This is a genomic window from Sorangium sp. So ce426 (genome assembly GCF_051475585.1).
Classification (GTDB): domain Bacteria; phylum Myxococcota_A; class Polyangia; order Polyangiales; family Polyangiaceae; genus Sorangium; species Sorangium cellulosum_B.
On record NZ_CP150341.1, the window covers coordinates 7,485,734 to 7,510,894 of the forward strand.

A 25,161-nucleotide genomic window follows, 5' to 3' on the forward strand; every position below is an offset into this window, starting at 1 on the left:
TGGATGGACCTCGGTTCCCGGACGCGCGCGGAACGTTCAATCGACGCCGCTCTTTCGTCCGCGGCGGCCAAAAAGCAGGAATTTCACAGGGAGGCGGGGAGGCGGGGAGCGAGAGACGGCAAGAGAAAGAAATTCATTTTTTCTTCCTCCCCGCCTCCCCGCCTCCCTGTGAAAATTCTTCGGGTTTCAACGTGAGCGTTGCTCTAGCCTGCGCAGCCCCGATGGCATCAACGTTCATCCGACCTGCCGTCGAGCCCGACCTGCCTCACCTACCCGAGATCGAGCGCTCGGCGAGCGACGCGTTCCGGCGGACGGACCTCGACGTCGAGGCCCTGGCGAACGTGACGCCGGCGGAGGGCTGGCGCGGCGCGCTCCGGGCCGGGACGCTCTGGGTGATGGACGACGGCGCCGGCGAGCCGATCGCGTTCCTGGGCGCCGAGGCGGCCGGCGAGGAGCTCCACATCCGCGAGCTCGACGTCGTCCTCGACCGCCAGGGGCAAGGGCTGGGGCGACGCCTGCTCGCCCACGTCATCGCGTGGGCGCGGGCAGCGAGGCTGAAGGCGCTGACCCTGACCACCTTCCGGACCATCCCCTGGAACGGGCCGTTCTACGCCTCCATGGGCTTCCGCGAGCTGTCGCCGGCCGAGGCGTCCCCGCGGCTCGCGGAGATCCTCGAGAACGAGGCGCGCCAGGGCCTCGACCCGACGCAGCGCTGCGCCATGCGGCTCGACCTCGATCGCGGCGACAGCGCTTCGTAACGGCTCCTGTTTAACGCGGTCCACGGGCCTTTGAACGGACTGAGCGCCTCCGCGAACACGCCTCTTGGGGTGGAGCGAGCCCCCATGATAGGGCTCGAGCCATGAGCACCGCGTGGGACTGGGTCGTGCCGCTACGACAGAAGCACTTCGGCGAGCCGCTCGGAGGCCTCTACCCGCTCGAGCGCCTCGCCGACGGCGAGGCCTACTGGGCGCTGCACAAAGCCGAGATGCTCCGCCATTTCCCGCCCGAGGTCTTCTTCGACCTCCGGGCGCTGTCCGGCGAGGAGGGGGAGCGCGCCCGCTCCCGCCTCACGGCGTCGGAGGGGGCCCACCCCCTCGCAGACTTCTGGGCGGTGCGCGACGGGGAGGCGGTCGTGGCCATGTTCGCGGGCCACCAGCGGGACGCGGAGACCTACCGCATGTGGCACTCGGTCATCCACCCCGAGTACCGCCGGCGCGGCCTGTACCGGGAGTTCCTCCGCCGGGTCCTCGCCTACACGCGAGAGCTCGGCTTCGACTACGTGGTCAGCGAGCACGCCCCTTGCAACAACGCGGTGATCATCGCCAAGCTGAAAGCAGGGTTCCGCATCGTCGCCATGGATATCGACGCGGCCACCGGCGCCGGCCTGAACCTCAGGTATTTTCACAACGAGGCGCAGCTCAGGGTCTATGAGTACCGCTGCGGCCTGGCCGCGCTCGACGAGCGCCTCCTCGCGGCCGGCACCGGCGCGATGCCGCTCTTGCTGGAGCAGCTCCGGCGCGGATCGGGCGCCGACCCGAAGACCTGACGCATCGAGGCGACCCAGCCTCCCCGCGCGGGTGCCACGGCACATTTGCACCGTTCGTCCGCCTTGCCTCACGCTCCGAGGAGAGTGCATCCTTCACGCGCATGCTGCCTGGCAGGCTGCTGGACGGCCGCTTCGAGCTGGCGGAGATCGCCGGATCCGGAGGCATGGGCACCGTTTACCGGGCCTTCGATCGCTCGAGCGGGACGGTGGTCGCCGTCAAGCTGCTGCGCAAGGCGGCGGACGCGCGCGCGCAGGCGCGCTTTCTCCGCGAGGCAGAGACGCTCTCCCGGCTGGAGCACCCCCACATCGTGCGCTACGCGACGCACGGCATGGCGCCGACGGGGGAGCTGTACCTCGCGATGGAGTGGCTCTCCGGCGAGAGCCTCTCGGATCGGCTGGCGCGGCAGGAGCTGCGCATCGACGAGTCGATCGCCCTCGTGAGGACGGTGGCGGACGCGCTCGGCGCGGCGCACGCGCGCGGGATCGTGCACCGCGACATCAAGCCCAGCAACCTCTTCCTGGTCGAACGCGCGCTCGATAAGGTCAAGCTCCTCGACTTCGGCATCGCGCAGCTGGCGGACGCCTCGACGCGGCTGACGCGGACGGAGGCGGTGCTGGGCACGCTGGGCTACATGGCGCCGGAGCAGGCGCGGGGCGAGCGGGACACCCTCGACGCGCGCGCGGACATCTTCTCGCTCGGATGCGTGCTCTACGAGTGCCTCACCGGGAAGCCGGCGTTCCGCAAGCAACACCCGATGGCGCTCGTGTGGAAGCTGCTCCTGGAGGAGCCGCCGAGGGCGAGGGAGCTGCGGCCCGACGTGCCCCACGCGCTCGACGAGCTCGTCGCGCAGATGCTGGCCAAGGATCCCTCGGCGCGGCCCGAGGACGGCGCGGCCGTGGCGCGCACCCTGGACACGCTCGGCGCCTGGACGAGGAGCAAGGTGTCCTCGGCCCCCCTTCCCGGCGCGGTCATCACCACGGGCGAGAAGCGCCTGGTCTCGATGGTGGCGGTCCGGCCGGCGCAAGCCTCGTTCTTCGAGTCGACAGAGTCGCTCGATCTGCACGCGTCACCGCCGAACACGCTCGCCGTCGTGCGCCGCGCGGCCATGCCGCTGAGCGCGCAGGTCGAAGAGCTCGGCGACGGGATGGTGGTGACGCTCGTGGTGAGCGCGGGCAGCGCGACCGACCAGGCGGCGCTCGTGGCGCGCTGCGCGCTCGAGATCTGCGCGCAGCTCCCCGGCGCGGCGGTCGTGCTGGTGACGGGGTGGGGCGAGCCGGCGGGTCGATCGCCGCTCAGCGAGGTGCTGGACAGGGCGGCCGCCCTGCTCGACGAGGCCGCCGCGACCGGCCGCGCGGAGAGCCTGCGCGAGGGGGTCCACATCGACGCGGTGACGCGCGCCCTGCTCGACGTGCGCTTCGAGGTCGTGGAGCGGGGCGGGCTCTCCTGGCTCAGGGCGGAGCGCGAGATCGGCGAGGGGCCGCGCAAGCTCCTGGGCAAGCCGAGCCCCCACGTCGGGCGCGAGCGGGAGCTGCGCCACCTGCTCGACCTCGTCGACGAGAGCTTCGCCGAGCGGCGCGCCGCGGTGGCGCTGGTGACCGCCGCGGCGGGCATGGGCAAGTCGCGCCTGCGCCACGAGGCCGTCGAGGTGCTGCGCCAGCGCCACCCCGACGTGAGCCTGAGCGTCGTCCGCGGCGACTCGATCGGCACGGGCGCCGCGTTCGCGATGCTCGCCGGGTCGCTGCGGGGCGCGCTCGGGATCGCCGCGGGCGAGGCCGTCGACGCGCGGCGACGGAAGCTCGCGCAGGCCCTCGCGCCGCTCTTCTCTGGCGAGGGAGGGCTGCGGGTGGGCGGGTTCCTGGGCGAGCTGCTCGGCGTCGCCCCCCTCCCCGACGAGGATCTGCCGGCGCTGCGGGCCGCGCGGCACAACCCGGCGCTGATGGCCGAGGGGATCCAGCGCGCGTACCTCGACTACGCGCGCGCCGTGACGGCCGCGCGCCCCGTGCTCGTCGTGCTCGAGGACCTGCACTGGGGGGACGCGCCCTCGATGGGGATCTTCGACCGGGCGCTGCGGGAGCTCGGCGACCGGCCGTACGCGCTGCTCGCCTTCGCCCGGCCCGAGGTTCACGCGGTCTTCCCGAGGCTCTGGGCCGAGCGGGGCCTCTCGGAGCTCCGGTTGCGCGAGCTGCCCGCCCGCGCGGCCGAGCAGCTCGTGCGGAGCGCGCTCGGCGGCGCGGGCAGGCAGCTCGCGCCCGGGGAGATCTCCGCGCTCGTCCAGCGGGCCGGGGGCAACGCCTTCTATCTCGAGGAGCTCATCCGGGCCCTGGCGGAGGGGCGCGGCGGCGCGCTGCCGGAGACGGTGCTGGGCATGGCGGAGGCGCGCCTCGCGGCGCTCGGGCCCGAGGCGCGGCGGCAGCTGCGGGCGGCGAGCGTCTTCGGGGAGGTCGCCTGGGTGGGCGGCGTGCGCGCGCTGCTCGGCGCCGGTGCGCCGGGGACGAGCGAGCGCGACGCGTGGGCCGAGCTGGTCGAGCGCGAGATCATCGAGCGACGGCCGAGCTCCCGGTTCGCGGGCGAGGAGGAGATCGCCTTCTGCCACCCGCTCTTGCGGGAGGCGGCCTACGCGATGCTGACGGATCGCGACCGGGCGCTCGGCCACCGGCTCGCCGGCGAGTGGCTGATCGAGGCCGGCGAGCAGGATCCGATGGTGCTGGCCGACCACTTCGCGCGGGGCGACGACCCCGCGCGCGCCGCGGAGCAGCACCTGCGCGCGGCCGAGCTCGCGCTGCGCCGCGCCGACGTGCCCGCGGCGCTCGCGCGCGCGCAGAAGGGGCTCGACTGCGGGGCCACGGGAGAGACGCTGGCCGCTCTCCATGTGCGCCAGATGGACGGCCTCCTCTGGAGCGACGCCCACGACGAGGCCTACAGGGCCGCGCTCCGGGCGCTCGAGGCCTCCGCCCCCGGCAGTCACACCTACCGGCGCGCCCTGATCGGCGCGCTGGGCTACGTCGTGAGCTTCGACGACCGGGCGGCGCTCGACGCGCTGCTCCCGCGGCTCGATCCAGCGGATCTCCCCGCCGATCTCCGGGGAGCGGAGCTCGCGTGCCGGATCATCCTCTGCCTGCTGTGGGAAGGGAGGCCCGATCTGGCCGAGCGCTACCTGAGCCGGCTCGAGGGCGACGTCGCCACGGCGCTCGCGGGCGATCGTCACGCCGAGATCTGCGTCCGGATCGCGCGGGGCGCCTGGCTGTGCCAGGCGGCGGGCGACCCGTGGGGGGCGCTCGACGCGCACCTCGCCGTGGTGCGGCACTTCGAGTCGCTCGGCCATCACCTCTACGGGCTCGTGGCGTCGGTGCTCGCTGCCATGGACTGCGTGTGGCTCGGCGCCTTCGACGCCGCCGAGCAGCACCTCGATCGCGTGCTCGCCGCGGAGGGCGCGCCCGGCTTCGTCTCGAGCCGCGCGCTGACGTTCCGGATCGTCTCGCTCCTCGAGCGGCGGAGGCTCACGGAGGCGCTCGAGCAAACCGGCGCCGCGCTCCAGCGGGAAGCCACGACGCCCATCGCCAGGAGCCGCAGCGCGACGACGCGCCTGCTCCGCGTCGAGGCGCGCTGCCTCCGGGGCGAGCTCGTCGAGGCGGAGGAGGAGCTCCGCGCGGTGGGGGACCCGGCCGCGCTGATGCCGCCGCTCCAGGCGACGCACCTGTCCTTGATGGCCGAGATCCGGCTCCGGCAGGGGCGCGCGGAGGAAGCGGCCGCGCTCGCCCGCGAGGCGCTCGCGGCGGACCGGCGCGCCGGCGTGGTCTTCACGCCTCGTCAGGAGGCGCTCCCAGCGCTCTACGCCCAGGCGCTCCGCGCGAAGGGCGACGTCGAGGAGGCCCGCGAGATCCTCCGCGCGGCGCGCGACGATCTGCTCGCGCGCGCCGACCGGATCGGCGACCCCGCGTTCAGGAGGGGCTTCCTCGAGGACGTCTCCGCCAACGCCCGCACGCTCTCGCTCGCGCGCGCGTGGCTCGGCGAGATCCCCTCCCCGGCCGGGCGCTCGCCCGCGTGAGGCGGGCGCGCGCGCTCATCCATGCGCCGCGTCCCCGCGCGCGCGGGCGATCGTGTGGATGAGCTCGCGCGCGTCGAACGGCTTGTGCAGGCACGCGTACCCGCCCTTGCTCATGATCGCGCTGACCATCTCCGGGACCGCGTGCCCGGTCATGGCGATCACCGTGACGCGCTTCTTCAGCCCCCGCATCTGCGCGCACGTCGTCACGCCGTCCTGATCGGGCATCACGAGATCGAGCACGCAGACGTCGATGCCCCGCTCGACGACGTGCTGGACGGCGGCCCGCCCATCGTGGACGGCGTGGGCCGACAGCCCCGCGGCCCGGAGCACCGCCACGATCGAGTCGGCGACCTTCGGGACGTCGTCCACCACGAGGACGGCCGGCGAGTCCACCGCGCGGGCGACGATGCGCGCGAGGTGGTCCATCGAGAACGGCTTGTGGATCACCGTGTACACGCCCTCGGCGATCGCCTCCTCGATGAGCCTCTCGAGCGCGAACGCGGTCATCAGCACGACGGTGAGCTCCGGCTGGATCCTCTTGAGCTCCCGGAACGTCTCGACGCCGTTGAGCCCGGGCATGCGGATGTCGCTGATGACCAGCGTGAACGCCTGCTGCCGGACGAGCTCGAGCGCGTGGATGCCGTCCCTCGCCTCCACCACCTCGTAGCCCTCGAGCTCGAGGCTGGCGGCGAGCGTGACGCGCATGCCCTCCTCGTCGTCGATCACGAGCACCCGCTTGCCCCGCTGCGCGGGCTCCTGCACCTGCATGGCTTGCCCCCCCGTCATACGCCCTGGGTTCCGGTCGGCGTCAGCGCTGGCTCCGCGGCCTCGGGCGCCTCGCGCACCGGCAGCCGCACGACGAAGGTCGTGCCGTCGCCGAGCGCGCTCGTCGCCTCGATCGTGCCGCCGTGCCGCTCCACGATCCCGGCGCTGATCGCCAGGCCGAGGCCCGTCCCCTTCAGCTTGGTGCTGAACAGCGGCTCGAAGATCCGCGCGAGCGTCTCCTCGGAGATGCCCGTCCCGTCGTCGGCGACCGAGAGCGTCACCCCGTCGCCCGTCCGCTCCGCGGCGATGCGCACGCGCCCCTCGCGCTCGGCCGGGATCGCCTCGGCCGCGTTCTGGATCAGGTTCACGAGCACCTGCCGGACCTGGTCCTTGTCGATCTCCACGACGGGGAGCGTGTCCGGTACGTCGTTGTCGACGCGCACGCGCGGCGGGATCTCGACGACCGAGATGGCGTCGTCCACGAGGGGCCTCAGCGCGCACGCCGCGAAGCACGGCCGCCGCTCGCGCGCGAAGTCGAGCAGGTTGCCGATGATCCTGGCGCACGCCGCGAGCTCTTTCTCGATGATCGAGAGGAACTGCGCCACGCGGGGCTCCGCGCCGAGCTCGGTCCCTGCAATCCGCTTCTTGAGGTAATGGGTCGCGTTCCGGACGGCGCCGAGCGGGTTCCTCAGGTCGTGCCCGACGCTCGCCGCGAGCTGCCCCACCGCGGCGAGCTTCTCCATGCGCATCCTGGCCTCCTGGGCGTCGCGGAGGCTGGAGGCCATCTCGTTGAACGCCGCGCTCATGCGACCGAACTCGTGCTCGTCGAGCACCGAGAGGCGCAGCCCGAGATCTCCCTGGGCGATCCGCCGGGAGCCGTCGATCAGCGAGTTGAAGCCGCGGTCCACCGAGCGGAGGAGCCGCCCGAGCAGCACGACGAGGACGAGCAGCGCGCCGCCGGTCGCCGCCGCGCCGAGCAACGCCACCCGCGCCCGGAGGTGGCGCTCGTCGTCGAGGATCCTGGCCACGTCGCGCTCCGCGTCGCGCACGGCCGCGCTGATGTGCGGGAGGAACCCCGCCTTGTACTCGCGGTCGGAGAGCTGCACGAGCATCTCGTGCCGCTCGTTCGTGCGCTCGCGCTCGACATGGGTCGCGGCCGCCACGCCTTCGACGATGCGCTCGAAGCTCGCTCGCATGAAGCCGATGTGCTCGATCTCCTCCGCCGATTCCTCGTCGCTCTCCCTGATCTCCTCGTCGGCGATCATCGCCCTCTTGCGCGCCTCGATGGCGTCGAGATCGCGCTCCGTGGCCTCGGCCGCGCTCGTGAGCTCCTCGCTGACGCTGCCGTGGAGCACCGACTTGACCGCCTCGTTCATGTAGCGGCTGGCGTTGCTGGCGAGGGTGACGTGCAGCTTCAGGTCGTCGTAGGACGCCTCGGCGCGCCGCTGAAAGACGAGCATCTCCGCGACGGCGAAGTAGAAGGCGCCGCCGGCGACGAGGACCGCCGCCAGCGCGACGCCGAAGATGGCGGCCAGTGTGGCTCGAATGCTCATGGGGAGCGGCTCCTGCTCGCGTGCTTCGCGTGGTCGTCGCCGTCGCCCGCGAGCTCGAACTCCCGCGTGACGAGGAGCATGAGCCCGGCGTCGGGCGCCTCCCCCGCGAGGCCGAGCTCGAGCGCTGCGCCGAGCTCCAGGCCGGGCGCCGGGTGCCAGAGCACGCCGGGCGCGAGGAGCAGCGACGTCGTGTCTTCGATCTCGGCGGCGAGCTCGATGGTCGGCACCACGTCGCCGAGCGGCAGGATCAAGCCCAGCGAGGCGCCGGGGCTGAGCTCCGTGGCGTCGCTCCCGGCGGCCGGGAGCCGGATCTCGGCCGACGCGGAGATGCCCACGTGCACGCCCCCGATCGCCTTGTCGAGGCTCACGAACGGCTCCAGCGCGTAACCCGGCGCGCCGAGCTCGCGCGCGCCGGCGGGGAGCCCGACCCCGAGCCCCGCGGACAGCGCGAGCCCGAGCCCCCGCTCGTTGACGAGGTTGTACAGGGCCTCCAGCTCGACAGAGCCGAGCCCGGCCACGACGCCGCTGTCCTGGCGCGCGAGCTCCAGGGGGAGCTCTCCCCCGAGCTGCAGGCGATCGGTGATCCCGAGCTCCAGCAGCAGCGGGACGCGGAAGCCGACCTGGCGCCCGTCGCGTTCCCACCTCGGCGCGCTCGTGATCTGCAGCTCGAGCGCCTCCTGCGGAAAGGCCGTCTCGCCGAGGAAAAGCTCCTCGATCGGCGGCCGCGCCGGTTCGTCCTCTGCCTCCGTCCGCTCCGGCTCCGCGGGCGCGGCCGCCGTCGACGCGATAAGGAGCGAGACCAGCGAGGCCCGGGGGCGCGCCCGCCGCGCGGAGGGCCCGGCCGCTGGCTCCCGGGCCTCCGGCGCGCGCCCTGCGGGCGGACCGCCCGCGCTCACGGCGCCGGCTCCGATCCGGCGCCACGGAGCACCGGCGCGGCGGCGAGCGGCAGCGCGATGACGACCGACGAGCCGTGTGCCCGGGGCTCGACGGCGAGCGACCCGCTGTAGCGACGGGCGACCCGCCTCGCGATGTTCAGCCCCAGGCCGGAGTGACCCGGCTTGGTCGTGTAGAACGGCCGCAGGATCGCCTCGCTGTCCGACTCGCAGGGGACGGTCGCCGCGTCCGTGACCTCGATGCAGTACCGCGCGGCGCTCGAGGTGCCCCGGACCGTGACCACGCCGTCCCCCGGCGTCGACTCCACGGCGTTCTCGATCAGGCACCGCACCGCGACGGCGAGCTCGATCGGGTCCGCCTCGACGTCGCCGTCCTGAGCCGAGAGGACGATGCGGGCCCCGGACGCGCCGATGCGCGCGCACGCCGCCGCGCGGCGCACGCAGCCCGCCGCGCTCACGCACACGCTCCTGCGGGTGAAGAGCCTCGCGGCGTCGACCGACTCCTCGAGCCGCGCGCTCGCCGCGATCACCTCCTCCTCGATGATCCCGAAGAACTCCTCGATCCTCGGATCCGCCGTGTAGGCCGCGTCTCGCGCGACCTTCCGCTTGATGTAGAACGACGCATTCCGGACGATCGCAAAGCGGTTGCGCAGGTCGTGACGCAGCACGGACAGGATCTCGTCCGCGACCGCGGCCTGCTCCGCCGCACCCAGGGGATCCCAGCTGTTCATGCCGATCCACCCTCCTCGGCCCTCGCGCGCAGCGCGGCTCGCCCGTCGCCGCCAGCGAGCAGCACTCGAACCCTTCTCTGCACCATCGCGCCGAGGCCGCCGTCGCCTCGACCGTGAGAGAGCTTGGAATGAGTTCTTAAAGACACTGACACAAGCGCCGTCTCCCTGGGGCCATGGCGCACCCGAGCCTCGCGCCGCTGCGTCGCGGGCGCACGAGAGCGCGCCTGGCCGATCCGTGCCATCGGTCACGTCTGCACGTCTACACGCTTGGTGCGACGCCACCCCTCAACCAGCGTCACCCTTGATAAACATACGTGACAAAGTTTGTGTCAGTCAACGGCATAATAATACCTTCCACAGCACATCTCCGTTCAACGGATTTCCGTCCACCTTCCGCCCTCATGCTCCTTGCGCTGCGCTGCCCTGCATCGGCGTGATTGCCCTGGGAGCACAGCCAACTGTGCCAATCCGTCGCCGGACATCGCCATGTGTCGTGAACGAACCGCCGCGGGTCTCCTCTCCACGAGCGCGGCGTCGGTGCGGCGGGTGGACAGACGGGCGCGCTCGCGCCGGCGCTCGCCTGGGCCTGGATTCCGCCACTGCTTCAGACTTGCGATGGGTGTGCTCCGGAGCGCACCCCGGCACGCAGATCCGAAAAAAAACTCCTGTCCGTGATTGGTTGGGAGCCGTTCCCGACACAGTGACGCGAGCCGTGCTCGCCCCCCGTCGCCCCCGCCGCTCGCCTCGCCGGCGTTGCCTTGCCGCTCGCGGCGCGCCCTGCGCCCGCGGCGGTGCGCGCTCGTCGTGCCGCGGGCCCGGCTCCTCGACCGAGCGTGCCCTGGCGGCCTGCGGGACCGGGAGGCGACGGGCCAGCTCCATCCGGCGTGGATGGGCTGATGCTCGTGTCGTGACTGGAGGAAAGGCATGTTCATGGACTGGAACGTTCGATCGGCCGCGCGCGCGCGCGGCCGGATGCTTGCCCGGGTGTCCTGCCTCGCGTTGCTCACCGCCGCCTGCTCCCCTGATCCGGAGACCGGCGCGGGCGGCGCCGGCGGAGGCGGGGGGACGGGCGGCGCGGGCGGGAGCTCGCAACCGGAAGGGAGCAGATCGAGCGCGAGCGCGGGCAGCAGCGCGATCTCGGCCGGCTCCACGGGCGGCGCGGGGGCCGGGGGCGACGCGCCCGCCGGCTCGGGAGGCTCGGCGGGATCTTCAGGTGGGCCGAGCGGCAGCGGCGGCGCGGGCGCGGGCGGCGCGGGCGGCGCGGGGCCGCTGCCGGACATCACGATCTGGATCGCGGGGGACTCCACGGTCGCCAACGGGCAGACCCCCTGCCCGGCCGGCTGGGGCGGCCGGTTCGCGGCGCTCTTCGACGACCGGGTCACCGTGGTGAACAGCGCCGTCGGCGGCCGCAGCGTGCGGACGTGGCTCTACAACGTGCAGACCACCATGGATAGCGCGGGGGAGTGCGAGCTCGCGCGCGACTCGAGCGGCGAGCCCGTGCTGCAGGCCAGGTGGGTCCAGATGCTCGACGGCATGAAGCGGGGCGATTACCTGTTCATCCAGTTCGGCATCAACGACGGCTCGCGCACGTGCGATCGGCACGTGGGGCTCGACGCCTTCAAGTCGAGCTACGGGATGATGGCCCGCGCCGCGGAGGAGCGAGGCGCCCAGCCCGTGTTCGTGACCCCCGTGAGCGCGATCTCCTGCAGCGGGAGCACGGCCCGGGGGACGCGCGGCGGCTACGTGACCGCGACCCACGAGGCGGGCAAGGAGTACGGCGTGCCGGTGATCGACCTGCACGAGCTCAGCGTCGCGCTCTACGGCTCCCTGGGCTTCTGCCCGGTCCCCGGGGGCGACGTGAGCGCGACGACCAGCGGCCCCGTGGGCGAGTTCTTCTGCGATGATCACACGCACTTCTCGCGCTCCGGCGCGGAGCAGATCGCGAAGGTCATGGCCGGCGCGGTGCGCGATCAGAAGCTCGGCCTGGCCGCGTACCTCGAGTGATCCCCGCCGGCGCGCGCGCCGGATCATGAGGAGAGCCGCGTGTGTACCGCGACAACGGGGAGCGGTTCGTGGTTCGATCCTGGCGGTCCGAGAACGTGCGGCGAGCGTGTCGCGTCGACGAGGATCCGGTCCCTGTTTCCAGTCCTCCCGGAGCAGGGCCCCGTGGCTCAAGGAAGTGTCACCGCAGCTCCCGGTCAGAAGTGTTACCAGGGCTCCGCTCGTACACCTGTGCAGCCTCGGCCTCCTCCTGCGCAACCCCGGCGGCCCTGCTGCGCGGTCCCCGGCCGCCTCCTGTGCGGCCTCGGCGTCCTCCTGTGCAACCCCGGCGGCCCTGCTGCGCGGTCCCCAGCCGCCTCCTGTGCGGCCTCGGCGCCCTCCTGTGCAACCCCGGCGGCCCTGCTGCGCGGTCCCCGGCCGCCTCCTGTGCGGCCTCGGCGTCCTCCTGCGCAGCCCAGGCGACCCTCCCGCGCACCCATTTGGGCGTCCTATCGCAGGATCGCAGGGCTCCTGCGCAGCCCCGGCAGCCCTCCTGCACATGCATTTTGGTGTCCTATCATACAATGTCAGGGCTCCTGTGCAGCTCGAGCGCTTCCTTGCGCGCCCAGCTGGTGGCCTGCGTCACCATGGCTCGACGCCTGCGCATGGCCGTCACTGCTGCTGTGCAGCCTCGGGAAGCCTCCATGTAGGGAAGAAAATCCAAACCCTTTGGAGACGTCGAGCCCCAGCTGCGGCCTATTGCCGCTGCTTCGAGAAGACGCAGGAGGATCTGTTCGGGAATCGTTTCTCGCCGCTCATCCCCGAGTGTTGATGATCGCGGCAACCCGGCCGGGAATTCGGTGAAGTTCACCCCAGCGTCGCATATGTACGCCTCCCCACAAGGGAAAGGGGCAGGCCATCACACGGCACGAACGCGTATTCGTGTTCGTGTTCGTGTTCGTGCGCGTGTTCGTGCGCGTGCGCGTGCGCGTGCACGACCCACGTGTCTATCGGCACATCCTTGTCAGCATGCCCGCGATGCGTGACCTTCGGGATCTCCTCGAGCAGCCCGCGCGGCATTTGGGCGAGCAGCTACCGGTCCGGACGCGGATCGGGTACTTGATCTCGGTGACGCGCCATCTGCTCGGCCTCTCCGCGTTGATCTCCGGTCTCGTCCTCGCCGGATGCAATGCGATCTCGGGTATCGGCAGCCTGACCTTCGACGGCGTGGGCGCCAGCGGAGGAGGCGGCGCCCCGCCTGGCGATGGGGGTGGCGGGCTGGGCGGTGGCGGCGGTGAGGCGGGCGGCGCGGGCGGCGGCGGCGCGGCGGGCGGCGCGGGCGGCGGCGGCGCGGGCGGCGGCGGCGCGTGCAACGGGGAGCCGTGCCCGGCGCCGACAGGCGTCGACGTCGTGGAGCAGACCTACACCGAGCTGCGCGGCAGCCCCGGTACGGCCACCCCTGCCATGGACCGGTGCCCGGAGAGCCAGGTGCTCCTCGGGTTTCGAGGGTCCCTGGGACCGCTGGGGGAGTCGCTCATCCATGCCAAGATCCAGGCGCAGTGCGGCCACCTGGAGCTCACGGGAGACGGCCCGTACACCATCACCACGATGCCCGGCGACGTGACCCCTTTCCGGGGCAGCGAGGGCCCCGAGCCCTGGGAGATGGTGTGCCCGGAGAACGAGGTGGTGGTGGGCTTCAGCGGCTCATCCGGCAGGTACCTCGATCTCCTCTTCATCGCCTGTGCGCCGCTCCTCGTGACGGGACCTCCCGGCGATCTCCGCGTCGAGATCGGCCCCGTCACGTGGCCGGACGGCGTGGGCGGCGACGGCGGCGGCGAGTTCCCGGACACCTTCTGCGGTGCAGACCAGGTCGCGAACCTCGTTCAGACCGTCGTCGAGGGCGGAGCCATCGGCGCCTTCGGCCTGGGCTGCACGACGCCCTCGCTCACGTACTGACCCGCCCGCGCTTGCGCCGGGGGCGCGCTCGCCGCGCAGCGTGCTCGCCCGCTGCGCGCTCGCCCGGGGGCGCCCGCACCCGAGGCCTCGGAGGAGGCGCACGAGGACACGCCGCAATTCGCGCCCGCGATGCCCCCGCACCTAGGGCGGGCTGCGGTGGACGCGGCGCGATGCGGTCGCGTCCCGCGCGCGCGCCCTCAGCGACCAGGACGCCGTGTTACCCTCGGGTCACCTCGTCCGGCCCGCCGCGAGGACGAGATTCAGGCCCTCGCGAGACTTGTGATACCCATGAAAAGGATTCTTCTCATCGAGGACGACGCCGCGCTCGTCGACGTGCTCTCGCTCGCGTTCGAGGACGCCGGGCACGCGGTCCTCCGGGCGCACGACGGTCTCGATGGGCTCCGGCGCATCGAGCGCGACGTGCCGGATCTCGTGATCAGCGACGTGAACATGCCACGCCTCGACGGCTTCAGCCTCTGCCGTCGCCTGCGCGAGGCCAAGAACCTCGTTCCGATCGTCCTGCTCACGTCGCGCGACGCCGAGATCGACCAGGCGCTCGGCCTGGAACTCGGAGCAGACGACTACGTGGTCAAGCCCTTCAGCACCCGGGTGCTCCTCGCGCGCGTCAACGCTCTCCTCCGGCGGCAGGAGATCCGCGCGGGCTCGCCGAACGCACGCCGCGTCGTGGCAGTCGGAGCGCTCGATCTCGACCCGGAGCGGCTAGAAGCGCGTTACCGCGGCGCGCCGATCACCGTCACGCTCACCGAGTTTCGGCTCCTCGAGGCGCTTGCGGCACGGCCAGGCGTGGTCTTCTCGCGTGATCGGCTCCTCGATCTTGCTCGCGGCGACGACTCCACCGTCGACGTACGCCTCGTCGACACCTACGTCCGGCGCCTGCGCCGCAAGCTCGAGGTGATAGACCCGGCGTTCGAGCGCATCGAGACCGTCATCGGCGCGGGCTATCGCTGGAGGGAGCCTGGTGCTTAGCAGGGGTTCGCTACGCCGTCAGACTTACGCCGGGATCCTGACCGTGCTGGCGCTGCCCGTCGCCGCGCTCTTCTTCGCTTCAAGGATCCTCGACAGTACGGATGAGACGATCCGCCGGAACCAGGAGCGCGCCCTGCGTGGCGCCGAGGCTGCCCAGGCCGTCGTGGAAATGGATGATCGCGACGGGAGCGCGCTTCGCGCCGCGGTCGACGCGGCATCCCTTCACAACCAGGTGCGCGTTCGGGTGATCGACGCTGACGGCCGCGTGATCGTGGACTGCGATCATGAGCCCGCCACCTCGCTCCGGGACCGGATCGGCGAGCTCTTCTGGGGCCCCGAAGGCCCGCCGACCCTGCGCACCTACGAGGAGGCAGCGCTGCCGCTTCCAGAGCGTCCCGAGATCCGTCGTGCGCTCGCGGATGGCCGCGACGATGGCTGCGTTCGCACGATCAACGGCACGTTGCTCGTCTGCCATACGGCGATCCGGACGGCGGGGCCAGGAGGCTCGCGGGTAGTGCTCTCGCAAAAAAGCGCGCGATTGGCGTTCCTCGCGCTCTACGACGTGCGCTATCCAGTGCTCAAGTATACTTTATACATGCTCCTGGTCGGCTTCCTCGTCGCGACTTGGCTCGTCCGGCGCATGATCGCGCCGCTCCACGAGCTGCGGCACCAGGTGCTCTCACGCGCCCGCACGCCGCTGTCGGGGGAGGTCATCGATCTGCGCGGGCCTGTGGAGATCGCCGATGTCGCCGGTGCTTTCAACACGCTCCTCGCTGCCATCGCCGAACGAAATCGCCGCAATCACGACTTCATGACAGACCTCGTGCACGAGCTCAAGAGCCCGGTCGCCGTCGTGCTCACGGCCGCGGACGCGATGCGCGGGGGGCCGCTCGCCGCGTCGCGAGCGGAGCGCCTGGGCCGTGCGCTGCTCGAGAGTGGCCGCAGACTGGACGCGCTCGTGACCCAGTTCCTCGACCTCGCGCGCGCCGAGGCGGGCCTGCCCAACGAGGAGCGTGCCGAGATCGACGTCGCGGAGCTCCTCCGCGGGATGGTCGATGCCATGCGCATCGACGAGCGGCACGCCGGCCTCCGCTTCGAGGTTGACGCTACCCCCGCCAGGGTCCTGGGTATTGCTGGGCGGATCGAGGTCGCGCTCCGCAATCTGCTCGACAACGCGGTCTCCTTCGCCGGCGAGGGGGGCGCCGTGGTGACCCGGGTGCGCGCCGTCGAGGGCGCGTGCGAGATCGAGGTGAGCGACACGGGGCCGGGGATCGCGCCCGAGAACGTGCACCGGATCTTCGACCGGTTCTTCACCGACCGGCCCGGCGGCCGGGGTACCGGCCTCGGCCTCGCGCTCACGAAGGCCATCGTCGAGGCGCACGGGGGATCCATCGCCGTCGCCTCGCCACCGGGGCAGGGAGCGATGTTCACCATCCGCCTCCCGCTGCTTTCACACGGCGTACACACCCAGCTCGTCGACGTTTCACGCCGCGGCTAAGGTACATTCAACTCGGTCGCGCAACCTCTCCTGCGTCGAAGAGGTCGCACCCTAGCTTGATCGCTCACCGAGGGCGAGGCTCCCCCCGGCCACGCCACGCCAGGGGATGGCTGTCACGCGCGCACGCGCGGCCATCGATACCGGACGGATAACTTCGTGGTCTGTGCTCCTGACCGGTACGCGTCGGCCAGGGCGCTGGTCCAGTCGTCGCGGGCGTGCCTCGTGCGCACCTCGAGCGGCAAGCTCGACGTCATGCGTATGCCGGACGCGCGAGACGGATGAATCACATCTGATCGCTTGAAAACGAACATCGAAAGAGGAAGTCATGCTCAAGATCATACGAACAGCAGCCGTGTACGGGGCGCTCGCTTTGGCCGCGGGCTGCGCAGGCGGCGACGATGACGGGACGATGGACGAGCCGCTCGGCAGCGCCCAACAGTCCATCGCCAGCTCCACGCATCAGTTCGCCGGTGATTACCTCAAGAACGTCCCGACGACCGACGGACGGACGCAGTGGTCCAGCGTCGTCATCAACAACCCGAACCCCACCCCGGCCACGGTCACGCTCACCATCCACCGCAACGACGGGACCGGAACGCTCGCCGTGCTCTCGAAGACGATTCCCGCGCGCGGCTGGTACAACTCGTACGGCCAGCCAGACTGGCTCGGCGCAACGGAGACAGATCCGGTGAACCATCGCTCGACCGGCTGGATCGAGCTCACCTCCGATGTGCCCGTGGTGGCGAACAACCGGCTGGACGTGCGGACGGGCACGACGTTCAACTCCCCGGTCGCGCTCTTCAATGATGCTCCGTTCCTGAACTCCCCGTCGCTGCGGCTCTTCTCTCCCTATTTCCTGCGAAACTGGCCCACGGGGATGAGCGGCGTCACCCAGTGGACGGACGTCACCGTGAACAACCCGAACGCCGCGCCGGCGCACGTCACGGTGCGGGTGCACAAGATTGACGGGAGCGGGGTGCACGCGACCCGGAACGTCACCGTGCCCGCGAAGGGCTCCTGGTCATCCTACGGCAAACCCGAGTGGCTGAACATCCCGCCCACCGACCCCGGCAACGGCGGCGCTATCGGCTGGATCGAGGTGCTCTCGGACGCGCCGGTCGTCGCCTCCAGCCGGCTCGCGAAGCGCAGCGGCGCCACGTACGACGCGTCGCCCCTCCTCCTCGATGACTCCGGCTTCCAGGCCGGAGCCGCCCATACCCTGCGCGCGCCCCTCTTCCTCAAGGGCTCGACGGCGGGCGGGACGAGCACCCAGTGGTCACACCCCGTCGTCGTCAATCCCAACCCGACGCCCACGACCATCAACGTCGTCGTGCGGCGGCCGGACGGCACCCTCCCGGACCTCGCCTCGTTCTCGAGGACGATCCCGGCCATGGGCTGGTGGAACGCCTTCGGCGACGCGAGCTGGTCCAGCGCCGCCGGCCTCATCGGCTGGACCGAGATCACCGCGAGCCAGCCTGTGTTCGGTCTCAACCGGGTGATGTTCCGCGACGGAAACACGGCCAGCTCGCCCTTCAAGCTGTTCGACGACGAGCCGCTCGTCCAGACCACCGGCAGCCAGAGCTTCGCGACGTTTTACCTGAAGAAATGGCCGAGCACGGCGGGATACACGCAGTGGACCGATCTGGTCGTCAACAACCCCAGCAGCTCCCCGGCGACCATCACCGTCCGGATTCACAAGGTGGACGGCTCGGGCGATCTGACGTTCTTCACCCGGCAGATCGCCGGGCGTGGCATGTGGCGCTCGGGCGCCGATCCCGAGTGGCTCTCGCTGCCGGCCTCGGATCCCGCCAACGGACGCTCGGTCGGGTGGGTCGAGATCACCTCCTCGTCACCGGTCATCGGGCTGAACCGGGTCAACCTCCGGAGCGGCGATACCCCGAGCTCGCCGGTCGTGCTGTTCGAGGACACGGTGCTCCAGGGGGACATCGGCGCCGCCTGCGATCCCATCGGCCCCGGCGTGTTCTGCGCCCGGACCACGGAGGAGACCGTCTCGCGGTTCAAGGAGCTGATGATCGTGAATCCCTCGGTGGTGAACGATCCGGTGCGCGCCTCCAGCGCGCAGAACGGGCACTGGAGCTTCCGCTGGCTCATGGAGCAGATGGTGACCCCGGGCGCGGACCCGTCGGAGTTCGTCGCGAGCTGGCTGAGCAAGGGGTTCGCGGCGGGGACCGTCAATGAATACCCCGTCCAGGATCGGGTGAACGTGATGGCGCTGATCGATTCATGGCCGAAGATCCCGGGGACGAACAAGATCGATCTCAGCCAATCCCCGTTCAAGCTGCTCGCCATCGTGAACCGGATCGATCTCGCCTCGGGAGGCGGAGCGGGTGAAGGTCGCTTCGTCTTCGGCCTGAACCAGGGCGGATCCGCGCAGGCGATGACCGTCATTTTCGAGTACAAGCTGCCCGCGAGCGCGTCGCGGGAGGTGTGGACGCAGCGGTTCCACGCGCTCGGCACGCTGCCCTTCGGCGAGAACTACAATGCGCGGCTGCAGATGATCACCGACCAGTACGCAGCGCGCGGCGCGAACCTGGCCGGCGTGAACGGAAGCGCGCTCGGCCAGCTGCGCACCAACGAGTTGCTCGATCCGTTGTTCTCCCCCTGGCAGCTGCGCGAGTTCAACCTGGTCGCAGACAGCCCGGCGCGCCTACGGATCACCACCACCAAGCAGACGCCTGCCAAGTCGTTCGCGTTCGAACGCTCCGCGGAGCTTGCGAGCTACGTCTCCCGCAACGCGTCGGCGATCCTTGCTGGCACCGCGATCGTCCCTGGGTGGATGCTCGGCGGTGAGTCGGACGCGGACTTCGAATGGACGGTCCCGGGGGTCAGCGAGCAGGTGCGCCACGCCTTCGCCCAGCAGACGTGCAACGGTTGTCACGCAGCGGAGGCGCCGGTGATCGACAACTTCTACCACGTATCGCCGCTGCGCACGGGGGGCTCGGACGGCACGGGCCGGCTCTCGCCGTTCCTGCTCACCACCGACCTGCAGCTCCGCGAAGACTTCCTGCAGGCGACGCTTTGCGCCGGCAACTGCCGTGGCGTCGGCCCGGCGCGCGCGACGTCCAGCCGCGCTCACTGAGGCGTCGCCCTGGAATCGGCAGAGCCCGCGGCGCGAAGCCGGCGCTGGGGTTCGGGGCGGAGGCCCGAGGAAACAAAGCCAGTGCCGCCCGCCCGAAGCCGCCGCGAAGCGGCGCAGAAGTCCGGCCAGAGATGGCCGGACTTCTGGCGGGCGGAGCTGGGCTCTGTCCGACGACCCCGGTACGTTCGTTCATGCGTCAGGTGCGAGAGCTCTCGCGATCCGACGGATCGCACCGGTTCACCCCCGCGGAATCGCTCCGTCAGAACCCGATGTCCTCGCGGATGGCGACCACGATCTTGCAGTGGTTCACGAGATCGTCCGTCGACTTGACCTCGGTCGTGTAGTTGAGACCGTACGGCCAGAAGTGCTGCGTGTCCGCGTGCACGACGTCGCTCTCGTTGCCCGTGATGGCCCTGAGCTGGCGCGTCGCCGCCTCGCCCGTGAAGACGCCGTCCACCACCAGCGCGCCGAACTCACGGCTGCCGACCCCCAGGGTGTGACCGATCTCGTGCATCGCGGTGATGTAGTTCATGGAGCTCGTCGCGCCGAACCGGATGGACCCATTGACGTTGCCGTCCGCCGTCGCGACCGACGGCACGTAGGACACCGACAGGCGCTTCTCGATGCTCGTTTGACAGTTGTAGTGCGACAGCGCCTCGTCCATCGCGCTCGTGATCTTGTCGTACGCAGACTGCTGCTCCGCCGTCGGCGAGGCGACCTTCGCGAGCGTGTAGGTGATTCCCCCCGTCCCCGGGCAGCCGCCGCCCGCGCCGTCCGCGCCGCCCGCGCCGCCCGCGCCGCCGTCGCCCGCGCCGCCCGTGCCTGCGCCGCCCGCGCCCGCGCCGCCATCACCCGCGCCGCCGTCACCCGCGCCGCCCGCGCCCGCTTCGCCCGCGCCCGCGCCGCCGCTCCCCGAGGCGCTGCCGCCCGTTCCACCGTCTCCGCCTCCGCCTCCGCCGGTCGCGCCGCCTCCCGAGGTCTGTCCGCCGGAAGCGGCCTCGCCGCCGCTCCCGCTGGCGACGCTGCCGGCGTCCGCGGGGCTGTCACCCGAGCCCCCGCACGCGACCGGACCAGCCGCCGCCAGCGCGAGCAAAACGATGTGGGTCGCCAGTTGCCTCAGCATGTTTCGTGCTCCTTCCACAAAGGATTGAAAAGCATTGAATCGTCGCTCACCGCCCAAGGAACGCTCTCGGCGCCCCGCGCGCGTCGAGCGCCGACGAAGTCCGCGTATCCGCCCTCTCACCGGCCGTGCCAGAGGTCAACTCGCCGCTGTTCACCGCGGCTTGCTCGGTCGCCACGACAGCAGCCACGATAGAAGATTGTAGCCGAAGCGAACATGCAGGCGGAGCTCGGCCGCCGCCCCGCGAGAGTCGAGCCCGCGCACGTCTGCCCGCCTCCGGAGCCGCACCCCACGGAGCCGACCGGGCGCGAGCGTCTTCCGGGGGTTTCTTCGCCGAAGGCGCCGGAAGCCGGTCGGCATCGACGGACGTCGAAGGAGTTCCACCCTATATGCACCCACGTGAGCAGCGAGGTCGGCCGCGGACAAGCTGTGCTGACGAGATCGACAGCCGGTGTGTCCAGACGCTTCATCGATGAGGCGGGCCGACAGGCGCAGCGCGCCGCCCTTCCCCGATCACGCCCGCTCCCCCGGTCGCGCCGGGCCGCCCGGCGGAGGGAGATGGGATGAGCCGCAGCGCCATCGCCTCGGGCGCCGTGTTCCAGGAGCGCTACGAGATCGTCGCCGCGCTGCGCGAGAGCGGCTTCGCCGACGTCTACAAGGGGCGTCAGCTCGCCACCGGACAGACCGTGGCCATCAAGGTCATGCACCCGATCCGGGGCAGCAAGCCCGCCGACGTCGCGCGGCGCTGCGCCCGCTTCCACCAGGAGGCGCGGTTCTGCGCGCAGCTCCACCACCCCAACATCGTCCGGCTCATCGACGCCGGACAGACGGACGACGGCACCCTCTACACCATCTTCGAGTTCGTGCCCGGCCAGAACCTGGCGGAGGTGCTGGCCGAAGAGATCGCCCTCGATCCGCGCGAGGCGCGGTACCTGATGCTCCAGGTCCTCGACGCCCTCGGCTGCGCCCACGCGCAGAACGTCGTCCACCGCGACCTCAAGCCCAGCAACATCATGATCGTCTCGACCGGGGCGCGGCGAAACGCGCTGGTGCTCGACTTCGGCATCGGCGCGGTCATCGCCGGGGCCATGGAGGGCGTGGATCCCAAGCTCACCCCGAGCAACGAGATCCTCTGCACGCCCGCCTACGCGGCGCCGGAGCAGCTCCTCGGACAGCCGGTGAGCGTGCGTTCGGACCTGTACGCCTGGGGGCTCGTCTTCCTCGAGTGCCTCACCGGCAAGCCGTCGATCACCGGCAGATCGCTGCAAGAGGTGCTCTTCCGGCAGGCCAGCCCCGAGCCGATCCCGATCCCCCCGGCGCTCCTCGGGCACCCGCTCGGCGCCCTGCTCCGGCGCGCGACCCTCAAGGACATGGCCGCGCGCGTCGTCACGGCCTCGAGCCTGCTGCGCGAGCTCGAGGCCTGCGACGTGGACGCGCTGAGCCGCGAGGACCTCGTCGAGCCCGCGCGAGCGCCGCGCTCGCCGCCGGCCCCGACACGAGGCGCGGCGGACGCGAGCCCGTGGCGCGTCGTCGCGAGCGAGACGGCGCCGATCGACGCGCCCTCGCGGGAGCCCCGGGCGCCGCCGAGCGACCACGCGGCGGCCGAGACGATGCCGTCTCCGGCCACGCCCCGGCGCGTGGACGCGCCGGCCCCGCCGGGGCCAGAGGCGCCGGCGCTGGAGCGACCCGACGGCGAGCGGCGGCCCCTCACCGTCGTCTGCTGCACCTTCACGGCCTCGGGCCCGGGGCTGAAGACAACCGACGTCGAGGAGATCGACGATCTGCTCGACGAGCAACAGGACGTCTGCGCCGAGATCGCCCGCCGCCACCGGGGGCGCTTCGCGGGCGCGCTGGGGGATCAGATCCTCTTGCACTTCGGCTATCCCTCCGCGCAGGAGGACGACGCCCGGCGCGCCGCCCGCGCGGCGCTCGAGGTCGTGGCGGACGTGGAGGCGCGCAGCGCGCGGCTCACGGAGGCGCGGGGCGTGGCGCTCGAGGTCCGGATCGGGCTCCACACCGGCCTCGTTGTCGCCGGCCAGCTCCATCGGTACACACAGCACCTCGGGACGACACCGCAGATCGCCGCCCGGCTGAGCGCGGCCGCGGCGCCGGGCACGATCGTGGTGAGCGGCGAGACCTTCAGGCTGCTCCGGAGCCGGTTCGCGCTCGAGCCGATGGCGCCGCCCGATCTCTCGTCCGTCGCGCGCCCGCTCGCGATCTACCGCATGGGGCAGGAGATCCCTCCCCCGGCCCAGGACCAGGACATCGCCGGCCGCGACACCGAGCCGCCGATCGGGAGGAGCCAGGAGCTCGATCTCCTGCTCCAGCGCTGGGGCCAGGTCCGGCAGGGCATCGGGCAGAGCATCCTCGTCACCGGCGGCCCCGGGATCGGCAAGTCGCGCCTCACCGGGGAGCTCGTCCGGCGGCTCCACGGCGAGCGGCACAGCTGCCTGGAGTGCCGCTGCGTGCCCGATCAGCGGAGCAGCGCGCTCTACCCGTTGATCGAGCTCCTGGAGCGGTTGATCGAGACGGGCCGGGACGACGCGCCGGGGCGCCGGCTCGCCCGGCTCGAGGCGCTCCTCTCGCGCCGCGGCTTCGACCTTCCGGAGATGGTGCCGCTGCTGGCGGCGCTGCTGTCGATCCCCCTGGACGGGCGCTACTCGGCCCCGCTGGACCCGCCGCCGCGGCAGAAGGAGCGGACGCTCAACGTGCTCGTGACGATGCTCTTCGACATGGCCGAGGAGCAGCCCGTCCTGTTCATGGTCGAGGACCTGCAGTGGGCCGATCCGACGACCCTCGAGTGGCTGGGCGTGATGATCGCCGACGTGCCCTCGGCGCGGCTGATGGCGGTCTTCACCGCGCGGCCCGAGTTCTCGCCGCCCTGGTCGATGTCGGGCATGCTCCAGATCCAGCTGAGCCGCCTGGATCGGTCGGACGTCGAGCACCTGGTGGCGCGCCTCGCCGGCGGCCGCGCCCTGCCTGGGCCCGTGCTTTCGCAGGTGGTCGACCGGACCGACGGCGTCCCGCTCTACGTCGAGGAGCTGACGCGGATGGTGCTCGAGTCCGGGGCGCTCGTGGAGGAGGGGGACCACTACCGCCTCGCCGAGCCGCTCTCGGAGCTCGCGATCCCCACGACGCTGCGGGGCCTCCTGGTGGCGCGCCTCGACCGGCTCGGCAGGGCCAAGGAGACGGCCCGCATCGCCGCGGCGCTCGGCCGGGAGTTCTGCCAGGACGTGCTCTGCGCCGTGTCCGCGCTCGGCGGGGAGCAGGTCCAGGAGGACCTCGAGCGGCTGATGGCCGCGGATCTCATCCACAGGAAGCGGCGGCTGAGCAACCCGACGTACCAGTTCAAGCACGTGCTCATCCGGGACGCGGCCTACGAGTCGCTCTCGAAGCGGAGCCGGCGGAAGGTGCACGCGATCATCGCCCGGACGCTCGAGGCGCGCTTCCCCGAGATCGTCGCGGCGCGGCCCAACCTGCTCGCGCACCACCACGCGGCGGCCGAGCAGCTGGAGCGGGCGATCGCGTACGCGGAGATCGCGGCGGAGCGCGCGCTGAAGCGGCCCGCGAACGCCGACGACACCGAGGCGATCGTCCACGTGACGCAGGCGCTCGGCTGGCTGCCGGCGATCGCGGACGCGCGGGAGCGCGCGCTGGCGGAGCTGCGCCTGAACAGCCTGCTGATCCTGGCGCTCGTACGCCGGCGCGGGTACATGCCGAGGGAGCTCGAGGCGGCGGTCCACCGCTGCGAGGAGCTGAGCGACGAGCTCGGGGAGAGCTCGATGACCCCGCCGACGCTCTGGGCGATGTTCTGGTACCACCACATGCGGAGCCATCGCCGCGAGGCGCGGGCGACAGCGGAGCGGTGGCTCGACCTGGCCAGGCGGTCGCAGGACGCCGCGCAGCTGGTCTCGTCGATGGTGCTGCTGGGACAGTGCTCGTTCTTCGAAGGAAAGCTCTCAGACGCCCGCCAGCAACTCGATGGCGGCATCGCGCTCTACGACCCTCAGGCACATCGGGAGCACGCGTTCTTCTCCGGCGTCGACGTCAAGGTGTGGGCCCAGTACACGCTCGCGGTGGTGCTCTACCTGATGGGCTGTCCAGCTCAGGCGCTCGCCCACGGGCAGGCCGCGGTGGCGTGGGCGCGCGAGCTCGATCACCTGAACAGCCTCGGGATGGCGCTGCTCCACCTGGCCGGCGTCTACCACTATGCCCGCGAACGGGAGCAGGTCTCCGCGATGCTCGACTCCCTCCTCCAGCTGACGGAGCATCATCAGCTCTGGGTCACGGCCCACTGCTGGGCCCTGCGCTGCTGGACGCAGCGAGACCTCGAGCAGCTGAGGCAGCACATCGAGACGATCCGGGACGGCGGCCAGCAGAGCGGCCTACCGTACTGGCTCTCTCTCGTGGCAGAGCTCGAGGCCGAGCGCGGGCAACACGAGGCCGCGGTGGAGCAGCTCGCGGGCTGCCTGCTGCTCGCCGAGGAGTCGGGGGACGTGTACTACGTCGCGGAGCTCTACCGCCTGAAGGGGCTGTCTCTTCACGCCTTGGGCGCCGACGCGGATCAGGAGAGCGAGCGGTGCTTGCGGCGATCGATCGCCGTCGCGCGGGAGCAGGGCGCGAGGACGTTCGAGCTGCGCTCGACGCTGGCGCTCTGCCAGATGCTCGTGCAGCAGGCCCGACGCGACGAGGCGCGTCCCCTGCTGAGGCAGCTCACCGACTGGCCTGTGGAGTGCGCCGATCTTCCCGATTTTGCCAGGGCGCGAGCGCTGCTCCAGGAAGTGACCGATTGATCTGCCGCGGCGGCACCTCGGTCGCTTTCAGCGCATCTGGATCTGCGTTCATTTGCATTGGATGCGCGAAGGGCTCGACGACGCGCGGCGCCGGTTCAATGAGATCCATATCCCATGCCAGGGCCTGCGGCACCGGCGATTGGAGGTGGCCATGTTTTCCCATCAATCATTCAAATACATGTCCAGGATCGCG

The 25,161-nt window shown here is 71.6% G+C and carries 16 protein-coding genes; 10 read left to right on the forward strand and 6 right to left on the reverse strand.

From position 1 onward, the window contains the following. Positions 1-221 precede the first annotated feature (221 nt). The 3 genes from WMF44_RS27835 to WMF44_RS27845 all read left to right on the forward strand — a co-directional run bounded on the left by WMF44_RS27835 (position 222) and on the right by WMF44_RS27845 (position 5,592). Positions 222-758: a GNAT family N-acetyltransferase gene (locus tag WMF44_RS27835; RefSeq protein WP_437293069.1), complete on the forward strand. Its 537-nt coding sequence runs from the start codon at positions 222-224 to the stop codon at positions 756-758. Positions 759-859: 101 nt separating this feature from the next. After that, the gene (locus WMF44_RS27840; protein ID WP_437293070.1) at positions 860-1,546 is read left to right on the forward strand and encodes a GNAT family N-acetyltransferase; all 687 of its coding nucleotides are present in this window, start codon (positions 860-862) and stop codon (positions 1,544-1,546) included. Positions 1,547-1,647: 101 nt separating this feature from the next. Further along, positions 1,648-5,592, forward strand: a complete 3,945-nt coding sequence (locus WMF44_RS27845) for a protein kinase domain-containing protein (protein WP_437293071.1) — start codon at positions 1,648-1,650, stop codon at positions 5,590-5,592. Between the two features lie 15 nt (positions 5,593-5,607). Here the strand turns inward: WMF44_RS27845 and WMF44_RS27850 are convergent, their stop codons facing one another. From WMF44_RS27850 to WMF44_RS27865, 4 genes are read right to left on the reverse strand one after another with little or no spacing between them, the layout of a single operon-like run. Further along, a complete protein-coding gene (locus WMF44_RS27850) occupies positions 5,608-6,360 on the reverse strand; it encodes a response regulator (protein WP_437293072.1) in 753 nt (250 codons plus the stop codon). A 14-nt stretch (positions 6,361-6,374) separates the two neighbouring features. Then, positions 6,375-7,910 (reverse strand): sensor histidine kinase, encoded by a 1,536-nt coding sequence (locus WMF44_RS27855; RefSeq protein ID WP_437293073.1) that lies wholly within the window; start codon positions 7,908-7,910, stop codon positions 6,375-6,377. Continuing rightward, positions 7,907-8,806 (reverse strand): hypothetical protein, encoded by a 900-nt coding sequence (locus tag WMF44_RS27860; protein ID WP_437293074.1) that lies wholly within the window; start codon positions 8,804-8,806, stop codon positions 7,907-7,909. Before WMF44_RS27860 ends, WMF44_RS27855 begins: the two co-directional genes overlap by 4 nt. Continuing rightward, entirely contained in the window at positions 8,803-9,534 is a 732-nt protein-coding gene (locus WMF44_RS27865; protein ID WP_437293075.1) for a sensor histidine kinase, read from the reverse strand. The genes WMF44_RS27860 and WMF44_RS27865 overlap by 4 nt, the downstream gene beginning before the upstream one ends. 930 nt (positions 9,535-10,464) lie before the next feature. Between WMF44_RS27865 and WMF44_RS27870 the strand changes: the two genes are divergently transcribed. Further along, entirely contained in the window at positions 10,465-11,538 is a 1,074-nt protein-coding gene (locus tag WMF44_RS27870) for a GDSL-type esterase/lipase family protein (RefSeq protein ID WP_437293076.1), read from the forward strand. Positions 11,539-12,091: 553 nt separating this feature from the next. Here the strand turns inward: WMF44_RS27870 and WMF44_RS27875 are convergent. Then, positions 12,092-12,385: a hypothetical protein gene (locus WMF44_RS27875; RefSeq protein ID WP_437293077.1), complete on the reverse strand. Its 294-nt coding sequence runs from the start codon at positions 12,383-12,385 to the stop codon at positions 12,092-12,094. A gap of 71 nt (positions 12,386-12,456) precedes the next feature. Here WMF44_RS27875 and WMF44_RS27880 point away from each other — a divergent pair, with 71 nt between their 5' ends. From WMF44_RS27880 to WMF44_RS27900, 5 genes are all read left to right on the forward strand, one after another. Next, positions 12,457-13,470, forward strand: coding sequence for a hypothetical protein (locus WMF44_RS27880; protein WP_437293078.1), 1,014 nt, complete (start codon positions 12,457-12,459; stop codon positions 13,468-13,470). Between the two features lie 288 nt (positions 13,471-13,758). After that, positions 13,759-14,457 (forward strand): response regulator transcription factor, encoded by a 699-nt coding sequence (locus tag WMF44_RS27885; protein WP_437293079.1) that lies wholly within the window; start codon positions 13,759-13,761, stop codon positions 14,455-14,457. Positions 14,458-14,500: 43 nt separating this feature from the next. Beyond that, on the forward strand, positions 14,501-15,955 hold the full coding sequence (locus WMF44_RS27890) for a HAMP domain-containing sensor histidine kinase (protein WP_437293080.1): 1,455 nt from the start codon (positions 14,501-14,503) through the stop codon (positions 15,953-15,955). 156 nt (positions 15,956-16,111) lie between these two features. Next, a complete protein-coding gene (locus WMF44_RS27895; RefSeq protein ID WP_437293081.1) occupies positions 16,112-16,237 on the forward strand; it encodes a hypothetical protein in 126 nt (41 codons plus the stop codon). Positions 16,238-16,280: 43 nt separating this feature from the next. Next, positions 16,281-19,055 carry a hypothetical protein gene (locus tag WMF44_RS27900; RefSeq protein WP_437293082.1) on the forward strand — a complete coding sequence of 925 codons (2,775 nt, stop codon included), beginning with the start codon at positions 16,281-16,283 and terminating at the stop codon, positions 19,053-19,055. 259 nt (positions 19,056-19,314) lie between these two features. On the opposite strand, the gene WMF44_RS27905 is transcribed toward WMF44_RS27900, so the two are convergent. Then, on the reverse strand, positions 19,315-20,178 hold the full coding sequence (locus tag WMF44_RS27905) for a hypothetical protein (RefSeq protein ID WP_437293083.1): 864 nt from the start codon (positions 20,176-20,178) through the stop codon (positions 19,315-19,317). A 560-nt stretch (positions 20,179-20,738) separates the two neighbouring features. On the opposite strand from WMF44_RS27905, the gene WMF44_RS27910 reads away from it, so the two are divergent. Further along, on the forward strand, positions 20,739-24,968 hold the full coding sequence (locus WMF44_RS27910) for a TOMM system kinase/cyclase fusion protein (protein WP_437293084.1): 4,230 nt from the start codon (positions 20,739-20,741) through the stop codon (positions 24,966-24,968). Positions 24,969-25,161 lie beyond the last annotated feature (193 nt).